Here is a 19960-nt window from a genome sequence, read left to right as displayed (position 1 = left end):
CGGTGCCGTTCACCAGCCGGTCCCCCATGCGTCCTCGTCCTCGTCGGCGTCGGCGGCGAACTCCGCCTCCAGGCCCTCGATCTCCTCCTGCGCCAGCTCGACCAGCTCCAGGTCGGAGGGGGTGTGTCCGCCCGCGCGCGGCGAGCGTTCGTGGCGCACCAGCACCTCCAGCGCCCGCTGCCAGGTGTCGGCCAGGTCGGCCACCTCGGGCTCGGTGAGCAGCGCGTCGGCCCAGCGCCAGCTGACGCTCAACTCGCTGCGGCCGTCCGGCCCTTCCTGGGCGACCGCGTCGATGGTCAGCGGGTGGCCGAGCGGCATCAGCGGGTCGCCGCCGCCGGCCAGTGCCCCGTCCTCGACGGCCACCGACCAGTCGGCGCCGGCCGGGCGGCCCAGGCCGGTGGTGCGGCCGAGGTAGTTGAAGCAGATCTGCGGCGCGGGCAGCGCGGCCAACAGCGGCCCGGTGCGCGGGTTGAGGTGGCGCAGCAGGCCGTAGCCGAGCCCTTGTCCGGGCACCGACCGCAGCCGCTCCTTGACCCGTTTGACCAGCGCGCCGGCCGCCGGGCCCGCCGTCCAGGCGCCGGTCGTGTCGGCGGCGCCGGCGAGCAGTTGGACGGGGTGCAGCGCGGTGAACCAGCCGACGGTGCGGGTGAGGTCGGCGTCGTGCCGCTCGCCCTCGCGGCCGTGGCCCTCCAGGTCGACCCGCAGCGGGCCGTCGGGGCGGCCGTGCCGGGTGCGCCAGTCGGCCACCGCCAACGCGAGGCCGGCGAGCAGCACTTCGGTGGTGCCGGTGTAGAAGGCGGCCGGCACGGTGGTCAGCAGGGGTTCGGCCAGCGCGGGCGCCAGGGTGCGGGTGAGCCGGGCCTCGGTGGCCAGCACGTCGCGGGCCGGGTCCAGCGGGCCGCTGCCGAGGGTCGGTTCGGCGCCGTCCAAGGCCTGCTGCCAGTGGTCGAGTTCGGCGAGCGTCGCGGGCTGTTCGGCGTCGGCGGCCAGGAGTTCGGCCCACTCCTTGAGCGGAGTGCCGACCGGGCCGGGGTCCGGGGCGGCGCCGGTGCTCTCCGCCTGGTAGGCGGCGACCAGTTCGGGCAGCAGGAGCCGCCAGGAGACGCCGTCGACGCACAGGTGGTGCAGCACCAGCACCAGGCGGCCCGGCAGGTCGGGGCCGCGGTCCAGCCAGACCACGCGGACCAGCGCGCCCTCGTGCGGAGCGAGTTCGCGCGCAGCCTGCTCCCGGGCCTCGCGCACCAGGTCGGGCCAGTCGACCTCGGTCCGTTCGACGTCGACCCGGGTCACGCAGGCCTTTCCGGACAGTTCGTCACGCTGACGCACCGTCAGCTGCCAGTCCCCGTCACGCTCGTCGAGCCGCAGCCGGAGCGCGTCGTGCCGGTCCAGCAGGTGCTGGACGGCCCGGTGCAGGGTCGGCTCGTCCAGCCCGGCCGGGGTGCGCAGCACCACGGACTGGTGGTAGGCGTCGATCGGCCCGCCGAGCTCGCGCAGCCGGTGGACGATCGGGCTGAGCGGGACGGGGCCGAGGCCGGCGTCCGGGTCGCGCGGCCGCTCGGCGGGCTCGCCGGTGCGGCAGATCCGGGCCAGTGCGGCGGGCGTGCTGTGCTCGAAGACCTCGCGGGGCGTGAACAGCAGGCCGGCCCGGCGGGCCCGGCCGGCCAGCTGGATCGCCATGATGCTGTCGCCGCCGAGCGCGAAGAACCCGGCGTCGGCGCCCACCCTTGCGGTGCCGAGGACTTCGGCGAAGAGCTCGGCCAGCGCCGTCTCGACGGCCCCTGCCGGCGCCCGCCCGGGCGCCTCGACGGCGTCGAAGTCCGGTGCGGGCAGCGCCCGGCGGTCCACCTTGCCGTTGCCCGTCAGCGGCAGGGCGTCGAGCCGGACGAAGGCCGCGGGCACCATGTAGGCGGGCAGCACGGCGGCGGCGTGCGCCCGGAGGGCGGCCACCGCCTGCTCGTCCTCGGCGACCAGGTAGGCGACGATCCGCTTGTCGCCGCGCGGGCCGGTGCGAGTGTCCACCGCGAGGTGGCTGACGCCGGGGCGTTCGGCCAGCGCGGACTCGATCTCGCCGGGCTCGATCCGGAAGCCGCGGATCTTCACCTGGTCGTCGGTGCGCCCGACGAACTCCAGCTCGCCGTCGGCGTTCCAGCGCACCAGGTCGCCGGTGCGGTAGGCCCGGGCCCCGGCCTCGGCGAACGGGTCCGCGACGAAGCGCTCGGCGGTGCGGCCGGGCTGCCCCAGGTAGCCGCGGGCCACGCCGATGCCGCCCGCGTACAGCTCGCCGACGGTGCCCGCCGGGACGGGCCGCAGCCACTCGTCCAGCACGTAGCAGCGCATGCCCTGGAACGGCCGGCCGATCGGCACCGGGTCGGGCACCGGGTCGGTGGCGGCCATCCGGTGGTGGGTGATGAAGGTGGTCGCCTCGGTCGGGCCGTAGCCGTCGACCACCACCAGCTCCGGGCAGGCCTCGCGCAGCCGGCGCACCGTGGCGGCGGGCACCACGTCGCCGCCCGCCCAGAGCTCGTGCAGCCCGGCCAGGCAACCCGGGTCCTCCTCGGCGACCAGCCGCAGCAGCCCGGCGGTGAGCCAGAGCGCGGTCACCCGGTGCCGGGCGAGCACCGCCCCGAGGGTGGGGATGTCGAGCTCGCCGGGCGGCGCGACGACGACCTGACCGCCGCTCAGCAGCGGCACCCACACCTCGTAGGTGGCGAGGTCGAAGGCGGCGGGCGAGTGGAACAGCACCCGCCGGTGCGCCGGGCCGTCCCAGGCGGCGTCCAGGGCCAGGCCCAGGATGTCCTGGTGGGTGACGGCGACGCCCTTGGGGGTGCCGGTGGAGCCGGAGGTGTACATCACGTAGGCCAGCTGCGCCGGGTGGCAGGCGACGCCCGGGTCGGTCGCGGGCCGGTCCTGCCAGGTGCCCGGGTCGTCCACGCACAGGACGGGCAGCTCCAGCCGCTCGGCCGCTTCCCGGGTGGCGCTGTCGCAGAGCACCAGCGGCGCGCCGCTGCCGTGGGCCGTCTCCCGCAGCCGCTGCTGCGGGTGCCGGGTGTCCAGCGGCAGGTAGAGGCCGCCCGCCTTGACCACGGCCAGCATCGAGACCACCAGGTCCGGGGTGCGCTCCTGGAGCAGCACCACGGGGGTCTCGGCGGCCACGCCCAGCGCGATCAGGTGGTGGGCCAGGCGGTTGGCCCGCTGGTCCAACTCCCGGTAGCCGAACCGCAGGCCGTCGCAGCTGAGCGCGGTCGCCTCGGGCGTGCGGGCCACCTGGGCGGCGAACCGCTCGGTGAGGGTGGTCGCGGTGGGGTCCTCGCGGTGCGCGGCGGCCCGGCCGCGGTCCAGCACCCAGCGGCGCTCGCCCGGGGTGAGCAGTTCGGTGCGGGCCACCGGGCGGTCGGGGTCGGCGGCGGCCGCGCACAGGAAGCCGGCCAGCCGCTGCTGGTGGCCGGCCACCTCGTCGGCGCCGTAGCGCGCGGCGTTGGCCTCGACCTCCAGCATCAGGCCCTCGGCGCCGTGGTCCTGGAGCACCACCGACAGGTCGTCGACCGGTCCGGCCAGGTAGATCTGGGTGCCGGTGGCGGCGCCGAACCGCAGTCCGCTGCCGGCCGGCAGGATGTTCACCTGGGCGCCGAACAGGGCCTCGGTGCGGCCTGCCGCCTGACCGGGCGCCAGGTCGGCGCGCATGTCCTGGAGCAGGTAGCGCTGGTGGCGCAGCGCCTGCTTCATCTCGGCCGAGGCCAGCCGGGCCAGCTCGGTCCAGCTCAGGCCGGGGGCGACTCTCAGGCGCAGCGGCACGATGTTGGACACCATGCCGGGCACGGCGCGCAGCGCGGCGGTGCCGCGCGCGGTCACCGGCAGGCCGAGCACCACGTCCGACTCGCCGGTCATCCGCTGGGTGTAGGCGGCGACGGCGGCGACGGCGAGCGCGGGCAGGGCGGTCCTGGCGCGGCGGGCGGCGGCGTGCACGGCGGCGGTCTGCGCGGGGCCGATCCGGCCGGTGCGGCGGGTGGCGCCCGAGGCCGGGCCGGCCGGCCGGCCGGAGAGCGTGGCGGGCCGCGGCAGGTCGGCCAACTGCGCCTGCCAGTAGGCCCGGTCCGCCTCGAACCGGTCCGAGCTCCGGTAGGCGGCGTCCTGTTCCAGCAGCTGGGCGAGGGTGCCGAAGCCGTGCGCGGCGGGCTCCTCGCCGCGCTCCAGCGCGGTGTAGAGCTCGGCGATCCGGGCGCTCACCAGGGAGCCGCTGAACCCGTCGGTGACGATGTGGTGGCCGCTCACGTAGAGGAAGTGCCAGTCGGGCGCGAGCCGGAGCACGGCGGTGCTGAACAGCGGCCCGACCAGCAGGTCGACCGGCCGCTCGACGGCCTCGCGCATCCACTGCTCGGCGGCCTCGCGGGGCAGCAGCTCACCGCTGAGGTCGACGGTGCGCAGCGGCAGCACCGGTTCGCCGTCGCGCAGTTGCAGCGCGCTGTCGCCGTCCGGCACCAGCCGCACGTGCGCGATCTCGACCTCGCCGACGATCCGGCGCACCGCCCGGTCGAGCACCGGGAGCGACAGCGGGCCCCGGATGTCGGTGTACTGGGCCACGTTGTAGGCGCTGCTGGCCGGATCGAGCTGTTGGGCCAGCCAGATTCCGTGTTGTGCCCGGGAAAGCGGCACCGGGGCCGATTCGGCCGTCTCGTGCGCAGGCATGACGTTCTCTCCCCCCATGTGGATCGACAACCCCCCGTTCGTGCGCTCCGTGGTCAGGAGCGCGGGTCCGTCAGGACGTGGCGTCCATCGCGCGGACCAGGCTGAGCGGGCGCATGTCGGTCCACTGCTCCTCGACGTGGGCCAGGCAGGCCGGGCGGGCGGCCGGGCCGAACCGCTCGGCCCAGCCGGCCGGCACCTCGATCCGGGCGGGCCAGAGCGAGTGCTGCCCCTCGTCGTTGACCAGGACGAGGTACTCGGCGTCGTCGTTCTCGAACGGATTGGCCATGGTTCACCTTTTCTGTTTCTGCTGGCGGGCATGCGGAACTCGCCGGTCGGCGACCGGACTTCGCTATTGGATGAGCCGTTGGATCACCGGCACCGGCGGAACTCGGCCCGGAGGTCTCGCATTCCCCGTGAGGGACGCGCAAAGTTCGGTAGTGGTTCCCTATGTGACGCGGCGTCAGCTGCGGTGCGACCATTTCAACCTAGAAGCGCCGTCGACGGAATGTCAACGCCCGAAAGGGCAGCGCAGGGGCACCGGAAGTCCACCGGAATTCACGCCGGAACATGCCAAGTGTTCGCTGACGAAGCATCAAAGCGGAGAAATGCCCTCCGCCCCGGCGAGTGGGGTCAGCGCCGGGCGGCGGGTCTGCGGACTCTGTCCCGCGGGGACGCCGAGGGACACCGGAGCGCCGTGGACACGACATGGCGGCGGATGCGCGACGCCGAGGGCCGGGGTGTGGGGGCAGGGGCCTGCAACCGCAAGGTCTCGTACTCCATCGCCGGACGGGACCCACCCCGTGCAGGGGGCGGGCCGGCGGCTCTCGCGCCGCTCCACCAACAAGGACGCGGTGGGCCGCGGGTTTGGTCGCACCCGTTCGAGATCTTTTCGCCGGGCCGCCCCAACCGGCGGCCGGCGGGTCAGGGCCGCGCGGTACCCGGTTCCCGGGCGGGCAGGCCGCGCAGCAGGGTGTCCAGGAACAGGTCGAAGCGGGGGGCGCTCCCACCGAGCTCCAGCGGCTGCTCCTGGACGGCGAGCCAGCCGACCACCGAGGTGATGAAGACGTACCAGCTCTGCTCGGCCAGCTCGGGCGCCACCCCGGCGTCGACGAAGGCGGCGATCACGCCCCCGCGCAGCCGGCCGAGGGCCTGGCCGGTGTGCCGGTGCGGCCGGGCCAGCCGGGTGGCGTAGCCGGGCAGCGCGAGGAACCGGTCGTGCATGCCCCAGGCGAGCCGGGCCAGCCAGGGCCGCCACTGCCCGGCCTGCGGCGGGTCGCTGGGAAGGACCCGCTCGACCATCACCTCGTTGACCGTGTCGACCAGCTCGTAGCGGTTCTTGACCCAGCGGTAGAGCGCGGCGTGGCTGACCCCGAGGCGGGTGGCGAGCTCGCGCATGGTCAGCGCGTCGAGGCTCCCGGCCGAGACGGCGGCGTCGACGATCAGCTCGCGGCTGAGCTGCGCGGGGCGGCCCCGGCGCGGCCGGGCGGTCGGGGCGTCGGTCATGGCCAGGACTATACGGACCCGCCCCCGCCGGCCGGACGCCCCGCCGCCGCGAGCCATTTAGTGACCACTGGTCACTAAAGATGTTACGGTGCTGGTGCGCCTGCGGAACAGGACCGGTCGAAGCGGACGGAGACGGCGATGTCGAACGAGAACGCGGTACGGGGCACGGTGGCCGAGGGGTTCGAGGCGGTGCGCGCGCAGTTCGCCGCCGTCGCGGCCGCCGAGGGCGGCGAGGGCGGCGAGCACGCGGCGCAGCTCGCGGCCTACCGGCACGGGGAGCTGGTGGTGGACCTGTGGACCGGACCGGGCCTGGGACCGGACTCGCTGCTCGGCGCCTACTCCACCGCCAAGGGCGCCACCCACCTGGTGGTCGCCTCGCTGGTGCAGGACGGCGTGCTGGACCTGGAGCGGCCGGTCAGCCACTACTGGCCGCGGTTCGCGGTGGCGGGCAAGGGCGGGCTGACCCTGCGCGAGCTGCTGGCGCACCGGGCCGGCCTGGTCGGGGCGGACGCGGGCTTCACCGCCGAGGAGCTCGCCGACGACCGGATCGTCGCCGAGCGGCTCGGCGCGCAGCGCCCGTACTGGCGGCCGGGCGCCGCGTTCGGCTACCACGCGCTGGTCATGGGTGCGCTCAGCGCGGAGGTGGTGCGCCGGGCCACGGGGCGCACCGTCCAGCAGCTGTTCGCCGAGCGCGTGCGCGACCGGTACGGCGTCGACTTCCACCTCGGCCTGTCCCCCGAGGACGAGCCCCGCTTCCTGACCGCCCAGCCGGCGGCGGCCACCCCGGCAGCCACGGCCGCAACCGCCGACGCGAGCGGCCCGAACAGCCTCAACGGGATCGCCTTCAACCGCCACCACCCGGGCAACCCCGCGGTCTGGGAGCTGCCCAACCACCAGCTGGTGCGGACCCTGGGCACCGCCTCGTTCGGCGGGGTCGCCTCGGCGCGCGGCCTGGCCCGGATGTACGCGGTGGCGAGCGGCCCGGTGGACGGCGCGGAACCGCTGCTGGCCCCGCGCACCCTGGCGCTGGCCGGGCAGGTCCAGTCCCTCGGCCACGACCTGGTGCTCGGCGAGCGCAAGGCCTTCACCATCGGCTTCCACGCCACCGCCGAGTACTACCCGCAACTGGGCCAGGGCTCGTTCGGCCACAGCGGCGCGGGCGGCCAGCAGGCCTTCGCCGACCCGCGCAACGGCATCGCCTACGGCTACACCCGCCGGCGCACCCCCTCCCCCGCCGCGGCCGCGCCGGAGAACGCCCCCCTGATCCGCGCCCTCTACGCGGCCGCCGCCGCCCGCTGACGGCACCCGGTTTCGACGTTGGGATCCACCCGCCGGGACGAAGCCACCTGAATGGAGCACCCCGGCCGACCACGGCGCTCATCCCTGCGGTGACCGTCCGTCCCGGCCGTCCGGGCGAACCCTCCGCAAGCTCACCGGATGATCCGTCACATCAACCGCACGGCATGGTGTCTGACGGACACTCGGGCGGGTCCGGCGCCCACGCCGCGCCCGCCGGCCACGCCCCGCGCACCCCCGCCGCACCTGCACCGCCTGGCACCGCGTCCCATCGTGGGAACTGCGGCGCGCGACGCCCCGCCGTCCGTGCGAGACCGTCCGCCCGTGCACATCGGCAACGGCCGCGACGACCAGGAGGAGCCATGGAAGACATCCGCGAAACCACCGAAGTCGAGCCCGAAGACCTGGAGCCCGTGAAGGACGAGGACCTCCCCGAGTTCGCCCTGATGGTCGACGTCCCCGACTGACCGACGCCGTCCGCAACTCCGTCCGGGCGCCCGCCCGGACTGCGGGGCCGGACCACGGTCCGGCCCCGCACGCATGCCCCGCCACCGCGATGGGAGGTGGACCAGGTGCTGGTCACACCAGATGCACGCGCCGCCGAGCAGGACGGGCGAACCGTCGCCCGGCTGGTCCGGGCCGGCCTGTCCCGGGTGCTCCCCGAGGCCGACCTGCCCGCCGAGACCGCGCTCGGCTACCCCGGCTACCACGCCGCCGCCCACCGGGCCCAGCGCCTGACACACCGTCAGACAAGTGGTGGGCAGCCCGATCGGCAACTGGCCGAGGAGCTGCGCGGCGTCGACGCCGACGCCCGGGCCAGCGCCGCGCGCGCCGCCCGGCGCACCGGCGAGGCGCGCTGGCCGGTCGACCTCCCGCCCGCCGAGCGGCACCTGCTGGAGAGCCTGGACCGGGCCCGGGCCGGCCTCCCGCCGCGCCCCGAGCGCGCCGCCGAACTCGCCGCGCTCACCGTCGCACCCTGGAACCCCCGCCACCGCCGGGCCTTCGACCGGGCGGAGCGGCTGCTCGGCGAGGTCTGGCCGGAGATGCTCGCCGAGGTCGCGACCGTGGTGCGGCAGGTGGCGCTGCTGGACGGCTGGGGCATCGCGGGGTTCACCGACTTCACCGTGCACGGCGTGGTCTTCGTCAACGCCGACCGGGTGCTGCCCGAACCGGCGGACGGCGCGCTGCCCGCGCCGCTGCCGCTGGTCGAGGCGCTGGTGCACGAGGGCACGCACACGCGGTGCAACGCCGCCGCCGTGACCACGCCCTTCCTCTCCGGCGCGCCCACCGACCTGCTGCGCACCCCGCTGCGCGCCGACCCGCGCCCGTTGGCCGGCCTGTTCCAGCAGGTCGTGGTGCTCGCCCGGAGCGTGCTGCTCTACCGACGGCTGCTGGCCGCGCCGCCCGCCGCGCTGAACGGCGGCCGGGCCGCGGCCGAGGCCCGGCACGCCCTGCTGACCGCCCAGGGCCTGGCGGGCTGCGCCACCCTGGAGGACCACCGCGAGGCGCTCACCGACGCCGGCCGCTCGACGGCCGCGCAGGCGCGCACGCTCCTCGAACGGGCCGACCACGAACGGGCCGACCTCGAACGGACCCGGCGATGACCACCCGGCTCGCGGACACCGAACCGCACTGGCCGGTGCAGACCTTCGCGCCGTTCCCCGCCGCCCCTGCCCTGCTGTTCGCCCGCACCGCCGCCCGCTCCCGCACCTTCTCGGCGAGCGACGCGGCCAACGGCGAGCCCGTGCTGATCGGCTCCGCCGCCGGCACCGACCCCGCCGAGGTGGCGGTGCGCGCCCGTGGCGAGCTCGCCGAACGCGTCGGCAACGTACTCGCGGGCCGGTGCGCCGAGGCCGGCGGGCGCGGCAGCGTGACGGGCGGCTACCAGCAGCTCCGGCGCCGTGGCCGCCCCGCCCTCGACCCGCTCGCCTGGCCCGAACTCCGCGACACGGCAGCCGATTTGCGGTCGGCCGAGCTGCTCTGGGTGCCCGGCGAGTCGCTCGACGACGGCCGCGAGGTGCTGGTCCCGGCCTGCGCCGCCTACCTGGCCCACCGCCCGCCGCCCGGCTGCGCCGCCCCGCTGCGCCCGGGCTCCACCGGCCTTGCCGCTCACCGCACCCGCCCCGAGGCGGCCCGGCACGCCGCCCTGGAGGTGTTGGAGCGTCACCTGCTGTGGCACGCCTGGTACGCCGACGGGCCGTGCGAGCGGGCCGAGTTCGCGCTGCCGCCGGTGCTGCGCGGGGTGCTGGCGGCGCTCGGTCTGCGGGCCACCTTCCTGCTGCTGCCCGGGCCCGCCAGCACCGCGTGCGTGCTGGCCTGTCTGCACGCGCCGGACGGCACCGGGCAGACCTTCGGCGCCCGCGCCGACACCGGGGGCGCGCTGTGGGACGCGGCGCGGGCCGCCTGCCACGAGGCGCTGATGGTGCGCTGGAGCCTGGGCACCGCCGCCGCCCGCACCGCCTGGCAGCGGCTGCGGTCGGCCGGCGGCGCCCCGCCGGACGGTCCACTGGAACACGCCCTGCACGCCTACCACCGCCAGGACAGCCTGGCCCGCCTGCTCGACGGAGCCCGCACCGCCGCGACACCGCGCCCGACCGGGCAGCGGCCCGCCGACCCGGCCGAGGTCCTGGCCGGCCTCACCGGCCACCCGGCGGTGCTGGTCGACACCACCTCCCCCGGTGTCCCCGGCGCGGACGCCGCCGTGGTGCGGCTGGTCGCCCCGGGCGCCCGCCGCCTGCCGAGCGACGAGCGCGCGCACCGGGCGCCGTCCGGTGCCCGGACTCGCCTGCCCCACCCGTTGGGTTGAGCGCCCCCACCCGCAAGGAGCCCGAGATGTCCGTCGACGCCGCCACCCCGCCCCCGACCACCCCGGCCTCCGATCGCCGGGCGGACTCGTACGCCGCCCGGTTCGCCGCCCGCTACGACGACTGGTTCGGCCACGCGGCCCCCACCGCCGACACCGTCGCCCTGCTCGCCGAACTCGCCGGTGCCGGGCCCGTGCTGGAGCTCGGGCCCGGCACCGGCCGGGTCGCGTTGCCGCTGGCCGCGCGCGGCCTGGAGGTGCACGGCGTGGACGGCTCGCCGGAGATGGCCGCCGAGCTGCGCTCCCGCCCGGGCGGCGAGCGGATCGCCCTGACCATCGGCGACTTCACCGACCTGCCGCCCGGTGTCCGCTACTCGCTGGTCTACCTGGCCGGCGGCACCTTCTTCGAACTCCCCACCCAGGAGGCGCAGTTGCGCTGCTTCGCAGCGGTCGCGGCGCGGCTCGCGCCGGGCGGCTCGTTCGTCTTCGACGCGCTGCTGCCGGAGACGCTGTGCGCGCCGCAGTCCGCCGCCGGCCAGGTGCTGCCGACCGCCGACGGCTCGCTGGTGGTGCGGCACCGGCGGGTGGACCGGGCCGAGCAGCGCTACGAGTCGCACTACCTGATCGCCGACGGGCCGGACCTGAACCACGTTCACGTCCGGTTCCGCTACGCCGGGTCCGGCGAGCTGGACCTGATGGCCCGACTGGCCGGGCTGCGGCTGCACCGGCGCTACGGCAGCTGGGCCGGCACGCCGTTCCAGGACGGCTGCGCCTACCACGTCCCGGTCTACCGGCACGCCTGATCCGCCCGCACCGGAAGGGGACGCACCGTGGTGCTCGAAGTCATCGCGCTGGTGGCGCTCGCACTGTTCGTCGGCTGGGGCGTGCGGCGGGCCCCGCACCGGCCGTTCGCCTGGGGCATGTACTCCGGCTCCTCCAAGGGCTACCTGTGGACCACCGGCGGGCCGGACGGCCGGCGGCGGGCGGTGCGCCACCGGGAGCTCGGGCTGGCCCCCGAGGGCCACCTGCTCACCGTCGCGGAGCTCAACCGCCTGCTGCGCGCCACGGAGCCGCCGCTGCCGTTCGACGGTCTGATCATCGGCTCGACGGGCAGTTGGCGGGTCCGCTACCAGGGCGGCCCCGACGGGCGGTTGTACGCGGCGCCGCTGGCCCCGGGCGCTGGCCGGGAGCGGCTGATCGCGGCGGCCGAGGAGCTGCAGTGACCGGCCCGGCCGCCCTGACCAGCTCGTTCGGCCTGGCCGGCCCGTCCGCCGCGACGGCCGCCGCCGCGGCGACCGGCTGCCTGGTGCTCGCCCTCGGTTGGCAGGCCGCCCTGGTCCTGCTGGACGACCGGGCCGTCCGCCGCGACTACGCCCGCGCGGGCGTCTACCGCCTCGGCCGGGGCTGGACCGGGCCCGCCGCGCTGGCCGCCAGGCGCCGCCGCGCGCTCGCCGAGGCGGCCGCCGCCGCCGCACTGCTGCTCGCGGCCGGGCTGCCGTCGCCGCGCTGGAGCGGCGCCCTCACGCTGCTCTGCTGCGCGCTGGCCGCCGCCGTGGTCCTGGGCGACCGGGCGCCCCGCTACACCAGCGTGTGCCTGCTGGTCCTGCTCGCCGTGCTCGGCCTGCGCCAGGTCACCGTGCTGGCGACGGGCGCGCCGCGGGCGGCGCCGGTCGGGGCCGCCGCCTCGTTCTTCGCCGCGCAGATGTACCTGGTGGCGGGGATCCGCAAGCTCCGCTCGCCGCACTTCATGCGCGGCGGGGTGATCGCGGACAACATCGCCTACAACTCCTGGCAGGCCGCCGCGGGCAGCCGCGAGTTCCTCCCGCTGCCGCGCCTGCCCCAGCTCGCCGTGCTGCTGGCCGCCCCCGCGTTCCAGGCCGGCTGCCGGGCGGCGGCCGTCGCCACCGCCGCGACCGAGGTCACCCTGGGCCTGGGCGCGCTGGGTCTGCTCCCGGCCGCCGCCACCGTGCTGCTGGCCGTGCCGACCCACCTGGCCTTCACCGCGATCAGCCCGCGCCGGATCGTGCCGTTCTCCGCCGCCTCGCTCGGGCTGCTCCTGCTGGCGGTCACCCATCCGCTGCTCCCCTGGTGAGCCACCCGGCTCCGGGGTCTCATCTCCATGCAGTACAAAGGGCGCTGACAGGAACTCAGATCCGATCGAGGGGGACCGGACATGTCCGGACGAACGGCACGACAGCGCGGCGGGTGGGCCCGGACCGTCCGGGTGGCGGTGAGCACCGCGGTCGGCGCGGCGGTGGCCCTGGCGGCCACCGGGTCGGCGGCAGCGGTCGGCGCGCCGCCGACCCCGGACATCCTCGGCGCGCCCACGCTGGTCGCGCACACGGCGCACGGCGACGTCGGCTACCGCGAGGTGGGCGAGGGCAGCCCAATCCTGCTGATCGCCGGGCGGGGCATGTCGATGGACGGCTGGGCGCCGGGCTTCGTGGACGGGCTGGCGGCGCACCACCGGGTGGTGGTCTTCGACAACGCGGGCATCGGTGCCACGGCCGCCCCGGCCGGGCCGCTGACCGTGCCCGGCATGGCCGACCAGACCAGCGCGCTGATCGCCGCCCTGCACCTGCGCCGGCCGACCGTGCTCGGCTGGTCGCTGGGCGGGATGGTCGCCCAGGCGCTCGCCGTCCGCCACCCCGGCCAGGTGGGCCGCCTGGTGCTGGCCGCCACCCAGTCCGGCACCGGGGCGGCGCTGCCCGTCCCGCCCGCCGCCGCGGCCGCGCTGGACAGCCCGATCCCGGCCGTGCGGATGGCGGTGCTCTTCCCGGCGGACCAGGGCTCGGCGGCCCTGGCCTACCTGACGGACGTCTCGCGCTACCCGCACTTCTACGGGGCCTCCGCCGCCGTCAAGTCGGCCCAGGACACGGCGCTGCACGAGTGGATGGCGGGCCAGGACCCGGCCGGCCGCCGGCTCGGGCGGATCCACGCCCCCACCCTGGTGGCCGACGGCGCCGAGGACCAGCTCGACCCGAGCGCCAACGACCACCAGCTGCGCGACGCCGTGCACGGGGCCCGCCTGGTGCTCTACCCGGACGCCGGCCACGCCTTCCTGTTCCAGGACGCGGCCGCCTTCGTGCCCACCGTCGAGGTGTTCGCGGGCCGCTGACGCCCCGTCACCAGGGCACGGGCGTGCCGTCCCAGGAGAAGAAGCCGCCGGTGGGGCCGTCGTCCGGCAGCAGCGCCAGGCGCACGGCGCCCCGCGCGGCCTCGGCCGGGTCGCCGCCGGCCGCGGCGGCCCGGGCGTTGAGATCGGTGGCCCGCAGGCCGGGGGCGAGCGCGTTGACCTTGACGCCGTCCCCGGCCAGCGTCTGGGCGTACAGCACGGTGAGGGCGTTGAGGGCGGCCTTGGAGGACCGGTAGGCGACCAGGCCGCCGCTGCCCGGGGTGAACTGGGGGTTGGGGTTGGTGCTCCAGGTCAGCGAGGAGGTGCCGCTGGAGACGTTGACGATGCGCGGGTGCGGGGAGCGGCGCAGGGCGGGCAGGAAGGCGTCGGTCACCGCGACCACCCCGAACACGTTGGTCTCGTAGGTGCGGCGGTACTCCTCGACGGGCGTCTCGCCCGGCGCGCCGAGCGACGGGGAGATGCCGGCGTTGTTGACCAGCACGTCCAGCCGGTCCAGTTGGACCGCGGCCCGGGCGACGCTCCCGGGATCCGTCACGTCGAGGAGCAGCGGCCGGGCGCCGGCGCCGATCTCCTCGACCGCCTGCCGTCCGCGCCCGGCGTCGCGGGATCCCACGTACACGGTGAAGCCCTCGGCCGCGAGCAGCCGGGCGATGTGCTTGCCGATGCCTTTGTTGGCTCCGGTGACCAGAGCTGTGCGATCGTTCATGGCAACCACGGTCCCCCGGCGGCTGGCGCCCTGCCAGGGACAGTCCGTACCAGGCAGCGGCCGGAGGTGGTCATGGCGCGGCAGGAACTGGCCCGCTTCCTGCGGGAGCGGCGGGCGGGACTGCGCCCGGAGGCGGCGGGGTTGGCGGTGGCGGGCACCCTGCGCCGCACGCCGGGCCTGCGCCGCGAGGAGGTCGCGGAGCTCGCCCACATGTCGGTCGACTACTACACCCGGCTGGAGCAGGCCCGGGGGCCGCGCCCCTCGGACCGGATCCTGGACGCGCTGGCCGAGGTGCTGCGCCTGACCCCGGCCGAGCGCGGCCACCTGTTCCGGCTGGCCGGGTCGACCGCGCCGCCCGCGCCGAGCGCCGTCCGGCGGGTGCGCCCGCAGGTGGCCCGGATGCTGGAACGGCTGCCGCAGACCGCCGCCATCGTCACGGACGCGGCGTACGGCGTGGTCGCCTGGAACCCGCTGGCCCGGGCGCTGCTCGGCGCCGACCTCGGCCGCGGGACGGCGAACCTGGCCCGGCGCCGCTTCCTGGAGCAGTGGCGGCTGCCCGCGAGCTCCGGCACCGAGGAGTTCGGGCACGTGGTGGTGGCGCGGCTGCGCCGGTCCGCCGACCGCTACCCGCACGACCCCCGGCTGACCGCCCTGCTGGCCGAACTGCACTCCGGCAGCGAGGAGTTCCGGCAGCTCTGGCAAGCTCACCCGGTGCACGCCCCCGGGCACCGCACGAAGACCGTCGACCACCCGACGGCCGGCCGGCTGCGGCTGAACTGCGACGTCCTGCTGGTGCCCGAGGACGACCAGGAGGTCGTGCTGATCACGGCCGACCCCGGCTCGCCCACCGAGCGGGCGCTGCGCGCGCTGGGCGAGCCCGGACGGCGGGTCAACTCGCCTGGCCGGTCGGCATGATGGTGACCTGCTGAAGGTTGACCCGGGGCGGCAGCGCGGCCAGGAAGCCGATCGTCTCGGCGACGTCCTGCGGGGTCAGCCACTCCATCGTCTGCTTGGACTCCGCCAGCCACTCCCGGGCACCCGGGTCGGTGACGTGGCTCTGGAGTTCGGTGGCGACGATGCCCGGCTCGATCGCCGAGACCCGGACGTTCTTCGCGCCCAACTCCGCGCGCAGGTGGCGGGAGAGGTGGCTGACGTAGGCCTTCGACGCGGAGTAGACGGCGAAGGTGGGGAAGATGTTCTGCGCCGCGATCGAGGAGGTGTTGATCAGGTCGGCCACGCCGCGCTCGGCCGCGGCCGCCACCAACTGCGGGGTGAAGGCGCCGATCACGTTCATCAGGCCGGAGATGTTGAGGTCGATCTGCTGCTGCCACACGGCGGTGGCCGACTCCTCGACCGGCGACGGGAGCATCACCCCGGCGTTGTTGAAGAGCAGGTCGGCGGTGCCGAGTTCGGCCTGGACCCGGTCGGCGGCGGCGCGCACCGCGGCGACGTCGGTGACGTCCACGGCGATCGCCAGCGCGGTGCCGCCGTCCTTGCGGATCCGGGCGGCCAGCTCGTCCAGCCGGTCGGCGCGCCGGGCCAGCAGGGCGACCTGGGCGCCGAGCGCGGCCAGCTTCTCGGCGGTGGCCTCGCCGAGCCCGCTGGAGGCGCCGGTGACGACGGCGACGCGGCCGGTGAGCGGCAGGGCAGGGGTGTACTGGGACATGCGGATGCACCTCGGGTGTGTGGTATTCACGGTGGTTGACGTTCCGTCCGGCTGACGCTCCGTCGGCCGTGGAACCATCACACCACCGCCCGGCGGCCCCGGAAGGGCCGTAACGGGCCCGCCCGAGACAGGTACTGGCAGGGTCACCCTCCGGGCCCCGGCGCACCGGCTGGCTGCCCGACAATGGACCCATGGACCGTAGCAGCGAGTTGGCCGACTTCCTCCGCACCCGCCGGGCGCGGATCACCCCCGAGCAGGCGGGACTGCCGGCCGGCGGGCGGGCCCGCCGGGTGCCCGGGCTGCGCCGCGACGAGGTGGCCCGGCTGGCCGGGGTGAGCACCGAGTACTACACCCGGCTGGAGCAGGGCCGGTCCGGCCGCCCCTCCCCCGAGGTGGTGGAGGCGCTGGCCGGCGCGCTGCGGCTGAGCCCGGACGAGCGCGAGCACCTGGACGACCTGCTGGCCCGCCCGGGCCGGGCCCGGCAGAGCCCGGCCGCGCCGCAACGAGTGCGGCCGGGGCTGCACTTGATGCTGCAGACCCTGGAGCACGTGCCGGCCCTCGTGCTCGGCCGGCGCACCGACGTGCTGGCCGCCAACCGCCTGGCCCGCGAGGTGCTGACCGACTTCGACGCGCTGCCGGCCACCCAGCGCAACGTGGCCCGCTTCTACCTGCTCGACCCGGCCGCCCGCGAGCGGGTCCTCGACTGGGAGCTGCGCGCGGCGGAGACGGTGGCGATCCTGCGGCTGGAGGCCGGCCGCTACCCGACCGACCGCCGACTGGCCGAGCTGGTCGGCGAACTGACCCTGCGCTGCCCCGAGTTCACCGGCTGGTGGAACGACCACAAGGTGCTGCGCCGCACCCACGGCGCCAAGTCCTACCTGCACCCGGAGGTCGGCGAACTGCACTTCGCCTACGAGTCCTTCCAGGTCCCGGGCGACCCGGACCAGACGCTGTGCGTCTACAACGTCGAGCCGGGCTCGCCGACCGCCGACGCCGTGCGCCTGCTGGCCAGTTGGACGGCGGCCCCGCTCGGCGCCTGACGAACGGGCGCCGCGCGCCAGGACAGCTCCCGGGGCGTCGGGCGGTCGTCGAGCCCACCGTGGGCGCGGAACCAGTCCAGGGTCCCGGCCAGGCCGGCGGCCAGCTCCCGCTCCACCGGGTGCCCGGCAGCGGTCAGCCGGGCCGTGTCGAGCGTCAGGTCCAGCCGGCGGAACGGGAAGTACTCGCGGGCCGGGACCTGCTGGTCGGGGGCCGGAACCAGGTCGGGGGTGACGCCGGCGACCGTGGCGAGCAGGTCCAGGTACTCCAGGAAGCTGTGGTCCCGCCCCTCGCCGACGTTGTAGGTGCCGGCCGCGAGCTCGCCGGTGCAGGCGGCGCGGACGGTGCGGGCCAGGTCCTCGGCGTGGCAGAACTGCACCCGGCTCTCCCCCGCGCCCGGCACGAACACCGGCCGGCCGGCGAGCATCCGCGCCCACAGGAACTGCTCGCGCTGCTCGGTGTTGCGCGGACCGTAGACGTAGGGCGGGCGCAGCACGGTGAGCGGCCCGGCGCACCGCTCGGCGAGCAGTCGCTCACAGGCCGCCTTGTCCGTCCCGTACTCGCCCCACACCGGGTCGCCCGGGGCGGGTTCGTCCTCCCGGGCGGGCCCGGCACCGGGCGGGCGCCGGTAGACGGCGGCCGAGCTGACGAAGACGTAGCGCGGCGCGGCGCCGGGCGGCAGCGCGTCGAGGACGCCCCGCACCTGGCCCGCTTCCAGCCCCGACACGTCGACGACCGCCTCGAACCCGCCGCCCGACCCGCGCAGCGCGGCGGCCACCTGCGCGGGCTCGTTCCGGTCGGCCCGCAGCTGGGCGACCCGCGGGTCGGCGGGCGGGCGGGTGCCCCGGTTGAGCACGGTGACCCGGTGGTCGTCGACCAGCGCGTCGACCACGGCGCGCCCGATGAAGCGGGTGCCACCGAGTACGAGCACCTTCATGTCCGACCATCCCCCCGATTGATGACGTGTCGTATGGTACCGAGCTCGTGCACACGGCCGCCCGGCCTGCTGTGGGCGGCGGGCTCCCCGAAACCCGGATGACACAGCGTCACCGGTCGCACGACAATGACCGCCGTGCCCACCTCCGACGCGCCCCTGACCGACCTGCCGCACGGCTTCCGCGATGACGAGCAGCGGCGGCGCGTCCGACGGGTGGTGCACGACCGTCTGGCGGATGACCGGGAGCCGCAGGAGTGCCGCTACCTCATGCGGTTCTGGTGGCAGTTGGGCATGACCTACCAGGAGGTGTCGGTAGAGGAGCTGCGCCGGAACGTCGGGGGGCGGAAGCTGGCGGCCGTCCTGGAGCTGATCAGCGCGATCAGGTCCTCCCACGAGGGGATCGACGCGTGGTGGGCCGCCGCGGAGCGGGCGTTCCCGGTGGTCGAGGACCGGGGCTTCAACGCCGTTGCGGACGGCGAGGGCTGAGCCCACGGTCCGTCAGGCGCCGGCGGGTTCCGACCAGGCCGTCAGCCGGTGCACCATGGCCCGGGTGAGGCCGACGGCCGGGTCGGCCCCGAGCAGCAGCGTGTCGGCCCGGCGGGCGGCGGCCCAGGTGTGGGCCTGCGGGGTCAAGGCGTCGTCGATCCAGGCGGCCGGGCGGTCCCCGACGTGGGCGGCCACGGCGGGGACCTTGGCCGAGGGGGCGAAGGGCTTCGGCGGGAAGGTGATCACCGGCAGGCGCGGCAGCCCGAGCACCGGCGCGACGAGGCGGTTCGCCTCCTCCTCCCAGCCGGTCGCCCAGACGAGCTCGAAGGATCCGGCGAGGGCGGCGAGCCAGGGCCCGTGCGCGCGGTTGAGCCGCACCGGGTCCTCGCCGAGGAAGAACCGGTACTCGCGGAAGCCGGGCGGGCAGGCGGCGGCGGCGAACGGGTTCAACACGCCGTCAATGTCCAGGAGCAGCAGCGGAAGGTCGTCGGGCACCGCGTCAGCATGGGCCCGGCCGGGCCGTGGGATCAAGGGCGGGTGGGGCGGAGCGCTCAGCCGTGGCGCGGCTCCGGCAGGCCGGTGCCGACCGGGTCGGGGGTGCCGTCGGCCGTGGTGGCGTCCCAGGTGCGCAGGGCGGCGAGGGCGGCGGTGCGTTCGGCCGGGGTGGGGCGGGTGCCGTCGGGGGTGAGCAGGTAGTCGGCGACGGGGGTCAGCAGCAGGGTGGCGGTTCCGGCGGGGAGCAGCTGGGCTTCGTCCCAGTGGTGGCGGATGGCGGTGCGGCGCAGCAGGGCGCCGTGGCGCGGGCGCAGGGGCCGGGCGGCGGTGCGGCGGCGTTCGAGTTCGGGGGCGACCTCGGCCTCAAGCAGGGTGCGCACGCCGTGCAGGGGGCCGAGCGGCAGGTGCTCGGCGGTCAGGTCGAGCAGTGCGGCGGCCTCGGGGGCGAGCCGGTAGGCGGCGACCACGGCGGCGGTCTCGGCGGCGTCGAAGGGCTGGCCGGTCAGCTGGGCGACGTCGAGCACGTCGCCGGGGCGGAAGCCGCGCCCGAGCCCCTCCTCGGCGAGTGCGATCAGGCATTCGACGTGGTCGTCGGCGGCCAGGAAGGGGCGGACCGGGACCTCGGCGGGGTCGCCGGTGAGCGCGGCGGTGGCGAGCCGCACCTGGTACCAGGGGTCGAGCAGCGGGTCGGCGGCCGGCCAGCGCAGGGTGACGGCGGTGTGCCGGGGCCGCTCGCCGAGCAGGGTGACCTCGACGGACTCCACCGGGTGTTCGGCGACCAGCCGGCTGACGGCCTGCCAGAGCGCGGCCTCGGTGGGGCTGACCAGGGTGAGCTCGCCCACCGGGCGGGGCAGGTCGGGCGGGTAGTAGCCGGCCAGCGGGAGGTCGCGGATCGGGCGCACCCCGGTGGCGTCGGCGAGGTCGCGGGCGAGCCGGGCGTAACAGTCGGCCCGGTCGCGGGCCCGGTGCAGTTCGGCCCGGGCGTGCTCGCCCATCCGGGTGCCCTCGCGGGCCAGCGCGGCGAGCACCAGGTAGGGCAGTTGGCGGCCGCCGCGGGCGCGGCGCAGCAGTTCGACCGGTCCGGCGGCCGGATCCACTTCGAGCAGCCGGTAGAGCAGGTCGACGTCGGGATCTAGGTGCTGCACTGGCGTCCGCCTCCGAGGGCCGTGGTGGTCGCCCGGACGGCGGCCGGGCGGCCGGGGAGCGTGGCG

The 19960-nt window shown here is 76.3% G+C and carries 18 protein-coding genes; 10 read left to right on the top strand and 8 right to left on the bottom strand.

All coding sequences use genetic code 11. From position 1 onward, the window contains the following. Positions 1 to 9: 9 nt before the first annotated feature. The 3 genes from FHX73_RS39575 to FHX73_RS39565 all read right to left on the bottom strand — a co-directional run bounded on the left by FHX73_RS39575 (position 10) and on the right by FHX73_RS39565 (position 6186). On the bottom strand, positions 10 to 4683 hold the full coding sequence (locus tag FHX73_RS39575) for a non-ribosomal peptide synthetase (RefSeq protein WP_170305292.1): 4674 nt from the start codon (positions 4681 to 4683) through the stop codon (positions 10 to 12). Positions 4684 to 4753: 70 nt separating this feature from the next. Next, positions 4754 to 4969, bottom strand: coding sequence for an MbtH family protein (locus FHX73_RS39570; RefSeq protein ID WP_145910909.1), 216 nt, complete (start codon positions 4967 to 4969; stop codon positions 4754 to 4756). 635 nt (positions 4970 to 5604) lie between these two features. Beyond that, complete coding sequence (locus tag FHX73_RS39565; RefSeq protein WP_145910908.1) at positions 5605 to 6186, bottom strand: TetR/AcrR family transcriptional regulator; 582 nt, start codon at positions 6184 to 6186, stop codon at positions 5605 to 5607. 138 nt (positions 6187 to 6324) lie between these two features. Between FHX73_RS39565 and FHX73_RS39560 the strand changes: the two genes are divergently transcribed. The 7 genes from FHX73_RS39560 (at position 6325) to FHX73_RS39530 (ending at position 13403) form a co-directional block, all read left to right on the top strand. Continuing rightward, positions 6325 to 7485: a serine hydrolase domain-containing protein gene (locus tag FHX73_RS39560; protein WP_145910907.1), complete on the top strand. Its 1161-nt coding sequence runs from the start codon at positions 6325 to 6327 to the stop codon at positions 7483 to 7485. 569 nt (positions 7486 to 8054) lie between these two features. Then, positions 8055 to 9086 carry an aKG-HExxH-type peptide beta-hydroxylase gene (locus FHX73_RS39555; RefSeq protein ID WP_170305291.1) on the top strand — a complete coding sequence of 344 codons (1032 nt, stop codon included), beginning with the start codon at positions 8055 to 8057 and terminating at the stop codon, positions 9084 to 9086. Next, positions 9083 to 10288 (top strand): YcaO-like family protein, encoded by a 1206-nt coding sequence (locus tag FHX73_RS39550; RefSeq protein WP_145910905.1) that lies wholly within the window; start codon positions 9083 to 9085, stop codon positions 10286 to 10288. The genes FHX73_RS39555 and FHX73_RS39550 overlap by 4 nt, the downstream gene beginning before the upstream one ends. A gap of 26 nt (positions 10289 to 10314) precedes the next feature. After that, complete coding sequence (locus FHX73_RS39545) at positions 10315 to 11088, top strand: class I SAM-dependent DNA methyltransferase (RefSeq protein ID WP_145910904.1); 774 nt, start codon at positions 10315 to 10317, stop codon at positions 11086 to 11088. Positions 11089 to 11115: 27 nt separating this feature from the next. Next, positions 11116 to 11508: a hypothetical protein gene (locus FHX73_RS39540; protein WP_145910903.1), complete on the top strand. Its 393-nt coding sequence runs from the start codon at positions 11116 to 11118 to the stop codon at positions 11506 to 11508. Further along, positions 11505 to 12377 (top strand): hypothetical protein, encoded by an 873-nt coding sequence (locus FHX73_RS39535; protein WP_145910902.1) that lies wholly within the window; start codon positions 11505 to 11507, stop codon positions 12375 to 12377. Before FHX73_RS39540 ends, FHX73_RS39535 begins: the two co-directional genes overlap by 4 nt. An 81-nt stretch (positions 12378 to 12458) precedes the next feature. Next, complete coding sequence (locus FHX73_RS39530; RefSeq protein ID WP_145910901.1) at positions 12459 to 13403, top strand: alpha/beta fold hydrolase; 945 nt, start codon at positions 12459 to 12461, stop codon at positions 13401 to 13403. Between the two features lie 7 nt (positions 13404 to 13410). Here the strand turns inward: FHX73_RS39530 and FHX73_RS39525 are convergent, their stop codons facing one another. Next, the gene (locus FHX73_RS39525; RefSeq protein WP_145910900.1) at positions 13411 to 14127 is read right to left on the bottom strand and encodes an SDR family oxidoreductase; all 717 of its coding nucleotides are present in this window, start codon (positions 14125 to 14127) and stop codon (positions 13411 to 13413) included. 72 nt (positions 14128 to 14199) lie between these two features. On the opposite strand from FHX73_RS39525, the gene FHX73_RS39520 reads away from it, so the two are divergent. Then, positions 14200 to 15042, top strand: a complete 843-nt coding sequence (locus FHX73_RS39520; RefSeq protein WP_145910899.1) for a helix-turn-helix transcriptional regulator — start codon at positions 14200 to 14202, stop codon at positions 15040 to 15042. Here the strand turns inward: FHX73_RS39520 and FHX73_RS39515 are convergent. After that, positions 15017 to 15793, bottom strand: coding sequence for an SDR family oxidoreductase (locus tag FHX73_RS39515; protein ID WP_145910898.1), 777 nt, complete (start codon positions 15791 to 15793; stop codon positions 15017 to 15019). The two genes, FHX73_RS39520 and FHX73_RS39515, sit on opposite strands and share 26 nt — an antisense overlap. Before the next feature lie 191 nt (positions 15794 to 15984). Here FHX73_RS39515 and FHX73_RS39510 point away from each other — a divergent pair, with 191 nt between their 5' ends. Beyond that, the gene (locus tag FHX73_RS39510; RefSeq protein ID WP_145910897.1) at positions 15985 to 16833 is read left to right on the top strand and encodes a helix-turn-helix domain-containing protein; all 849 of its coding nucleotides are present in this window, start codon (positions 15985 to 15987) and stop codon (positions 16831 to 16833) included. Here FHX73_RS39510 and FHX73_RS39505 read toward each other — a convergent pair. Further along, positions 16752 to 17768, bottom strand: coding sequence for an NAD-dependent epimerase/dehydratase family protein (locus tag FHX73_RS39505; RefSeq protein ID WP_145910896.1), 1017 nt, complete (start codon positions 17766 to 17768; stop codon positions 16752 to 16754). The two genes, FHX73_RS39510 and FHX73_RS39505, sit on opposite strands and share 82 nt — an antisense overlap. A gap of 135 nt (positions 17769 to 17903) precedes the next feature. Between FHX73_RS39505 and FHX73_RS39500 the strand changes: the two genes are divergently transcribed. Further along, a complete protein-coding gene (locus FHX73_RS39500) occupies positions 17904 to 18254 on the top strand; it encodes a hypothetical protein (RefSeq protein ID WP_145910895.1) in 351 nt (116 codons plus the stop codon). A gap of 12 nt (positions 18255 to 18266) precedes the next feature. On the opposite strand, the gene FHX73_RS39495 is transcribed toward FHX73_RS39500, so the two are convergent. Both FHX73_RS39495 and FHX73_RS39490 read right to left on the bottom strand, forming a co-directional pair. Further along, positions 18267 to 18749, bottom strand: coding sequence for an HAD domain-containing protein (locus FHX73_RS39495; protein WP_145910894.1), 483 nt, complete (start codon positions 18747 to 18749; stop codon positions 18267 to 18269). A gap of 56 nt (positions 18750 to 18805) precedes the next feature. Then, on the bottom strand, positions 18806 to 19894 hold the full coding sequence (locus FHX73_RS39490; protein ID WP_211786483.1) for a hypothetical protein: 1089 nt from the start codon (positions 19892 to 19894) through the stop codon (positions 18806 to 18808). Positions 19895 to 19960: the final 66 nt, after the last annotated feature.

It is taken from the genome of Kitasatospora viridis (assembly GCF_007829815.1).
GTDB classification, from domain to species: Bacteria; Actinomycetota; Actinomycetes; order Streptomycetales; family Streptomycetaceae; genus Kitasatospora; species Kitasatospora viridis.
This window is presented reverse-complemented; position numbering and strand designations above follow the sequence as displayed.

Coding starts and splice junctions, on each gene's coding strand:
- FHX73_RS39530 (WP_145910901.1), top strand. CDS start 12,459: ATGTCCGGACGAACGGCACGACAGCGCGGCGGGTGGGCCCGGACCGTC.
- FHX73_RS39515 (WP_145910898.1), bottom strand. CDS start 15,793: ATGTCCCAGTACACCCCTGCCCTGCCGCTCACCGGCCGCGTCGCCGTC.
- FHX73_RS39505 (WP_145910896.1), bottom strand. CDS start 17,768: ATGAAGGTGCTCGTACTCGGTGGCACCCGCTTCATCGGGCGCGCCGTG.
- FHX73_RS39520 (WP_145910899.1), top strand. CDS start 14,200: ATGGCGCGGCAGGAACTGGCCCGCTTCCTGCGGGAGCGGCGGGCGGGA.
- FHX73_RS39560 (WP_145910907.1), top strand. CDS start 6,325: ATGTCGAACGAGAACGCGGTACGGGGCACGGTGGCCGAGGGGTTCGAG.
- FHX73_RS39570 (WP_145910909.1), bottom strand. CDS start 4,969: ATGGCCAATCCGTTCGAGAACGACGACGCCGAGTACCTCGTCCTGGTC.
- FHX73_RS39545 (WP_145910904.1), top strand. CDS start 10,315: ATGTCCGTCGACGCCGCCACCCCGCCCCCGACCACCCCGGCCTCCGAT.
- FHX73_RS39575 (WP_170305292.1), bottom strand. CDS start 4,683: ATGCCTGCGCACGAGACGGCCGAATCGGCCCCGGTGCCGCTTTCCCGG.
- FHX73_RS39525 (WP_145910900.1), bottom strand. CDS start 14,127: ATGAACGATCGCACAGCTCTGGTCACCGGAGCCAACAAAGGCATCGGC.
- FHX73_RS39550 (WP_145910905.1), top strand. CDS start 9,083: ATGACCACCCGGCTCGCGGACACCGAACCGCACTGGCCGGTGCAGACC.
- FHX73_RS39510 (WP_145910897.1), top strand. CDS start 15,985: ATGGACCGTAGCAGCGAGTTGGCCGACTTCCTCCGCACCCGCCGGGCG.
- FHX73_RS39565 (WP_145910908.1), bottom strand. CDS start 6,186: ATGACCGACGCCCCGACCGCCCGGCCGCGCCGGGGCCGCCCCGCGCAG.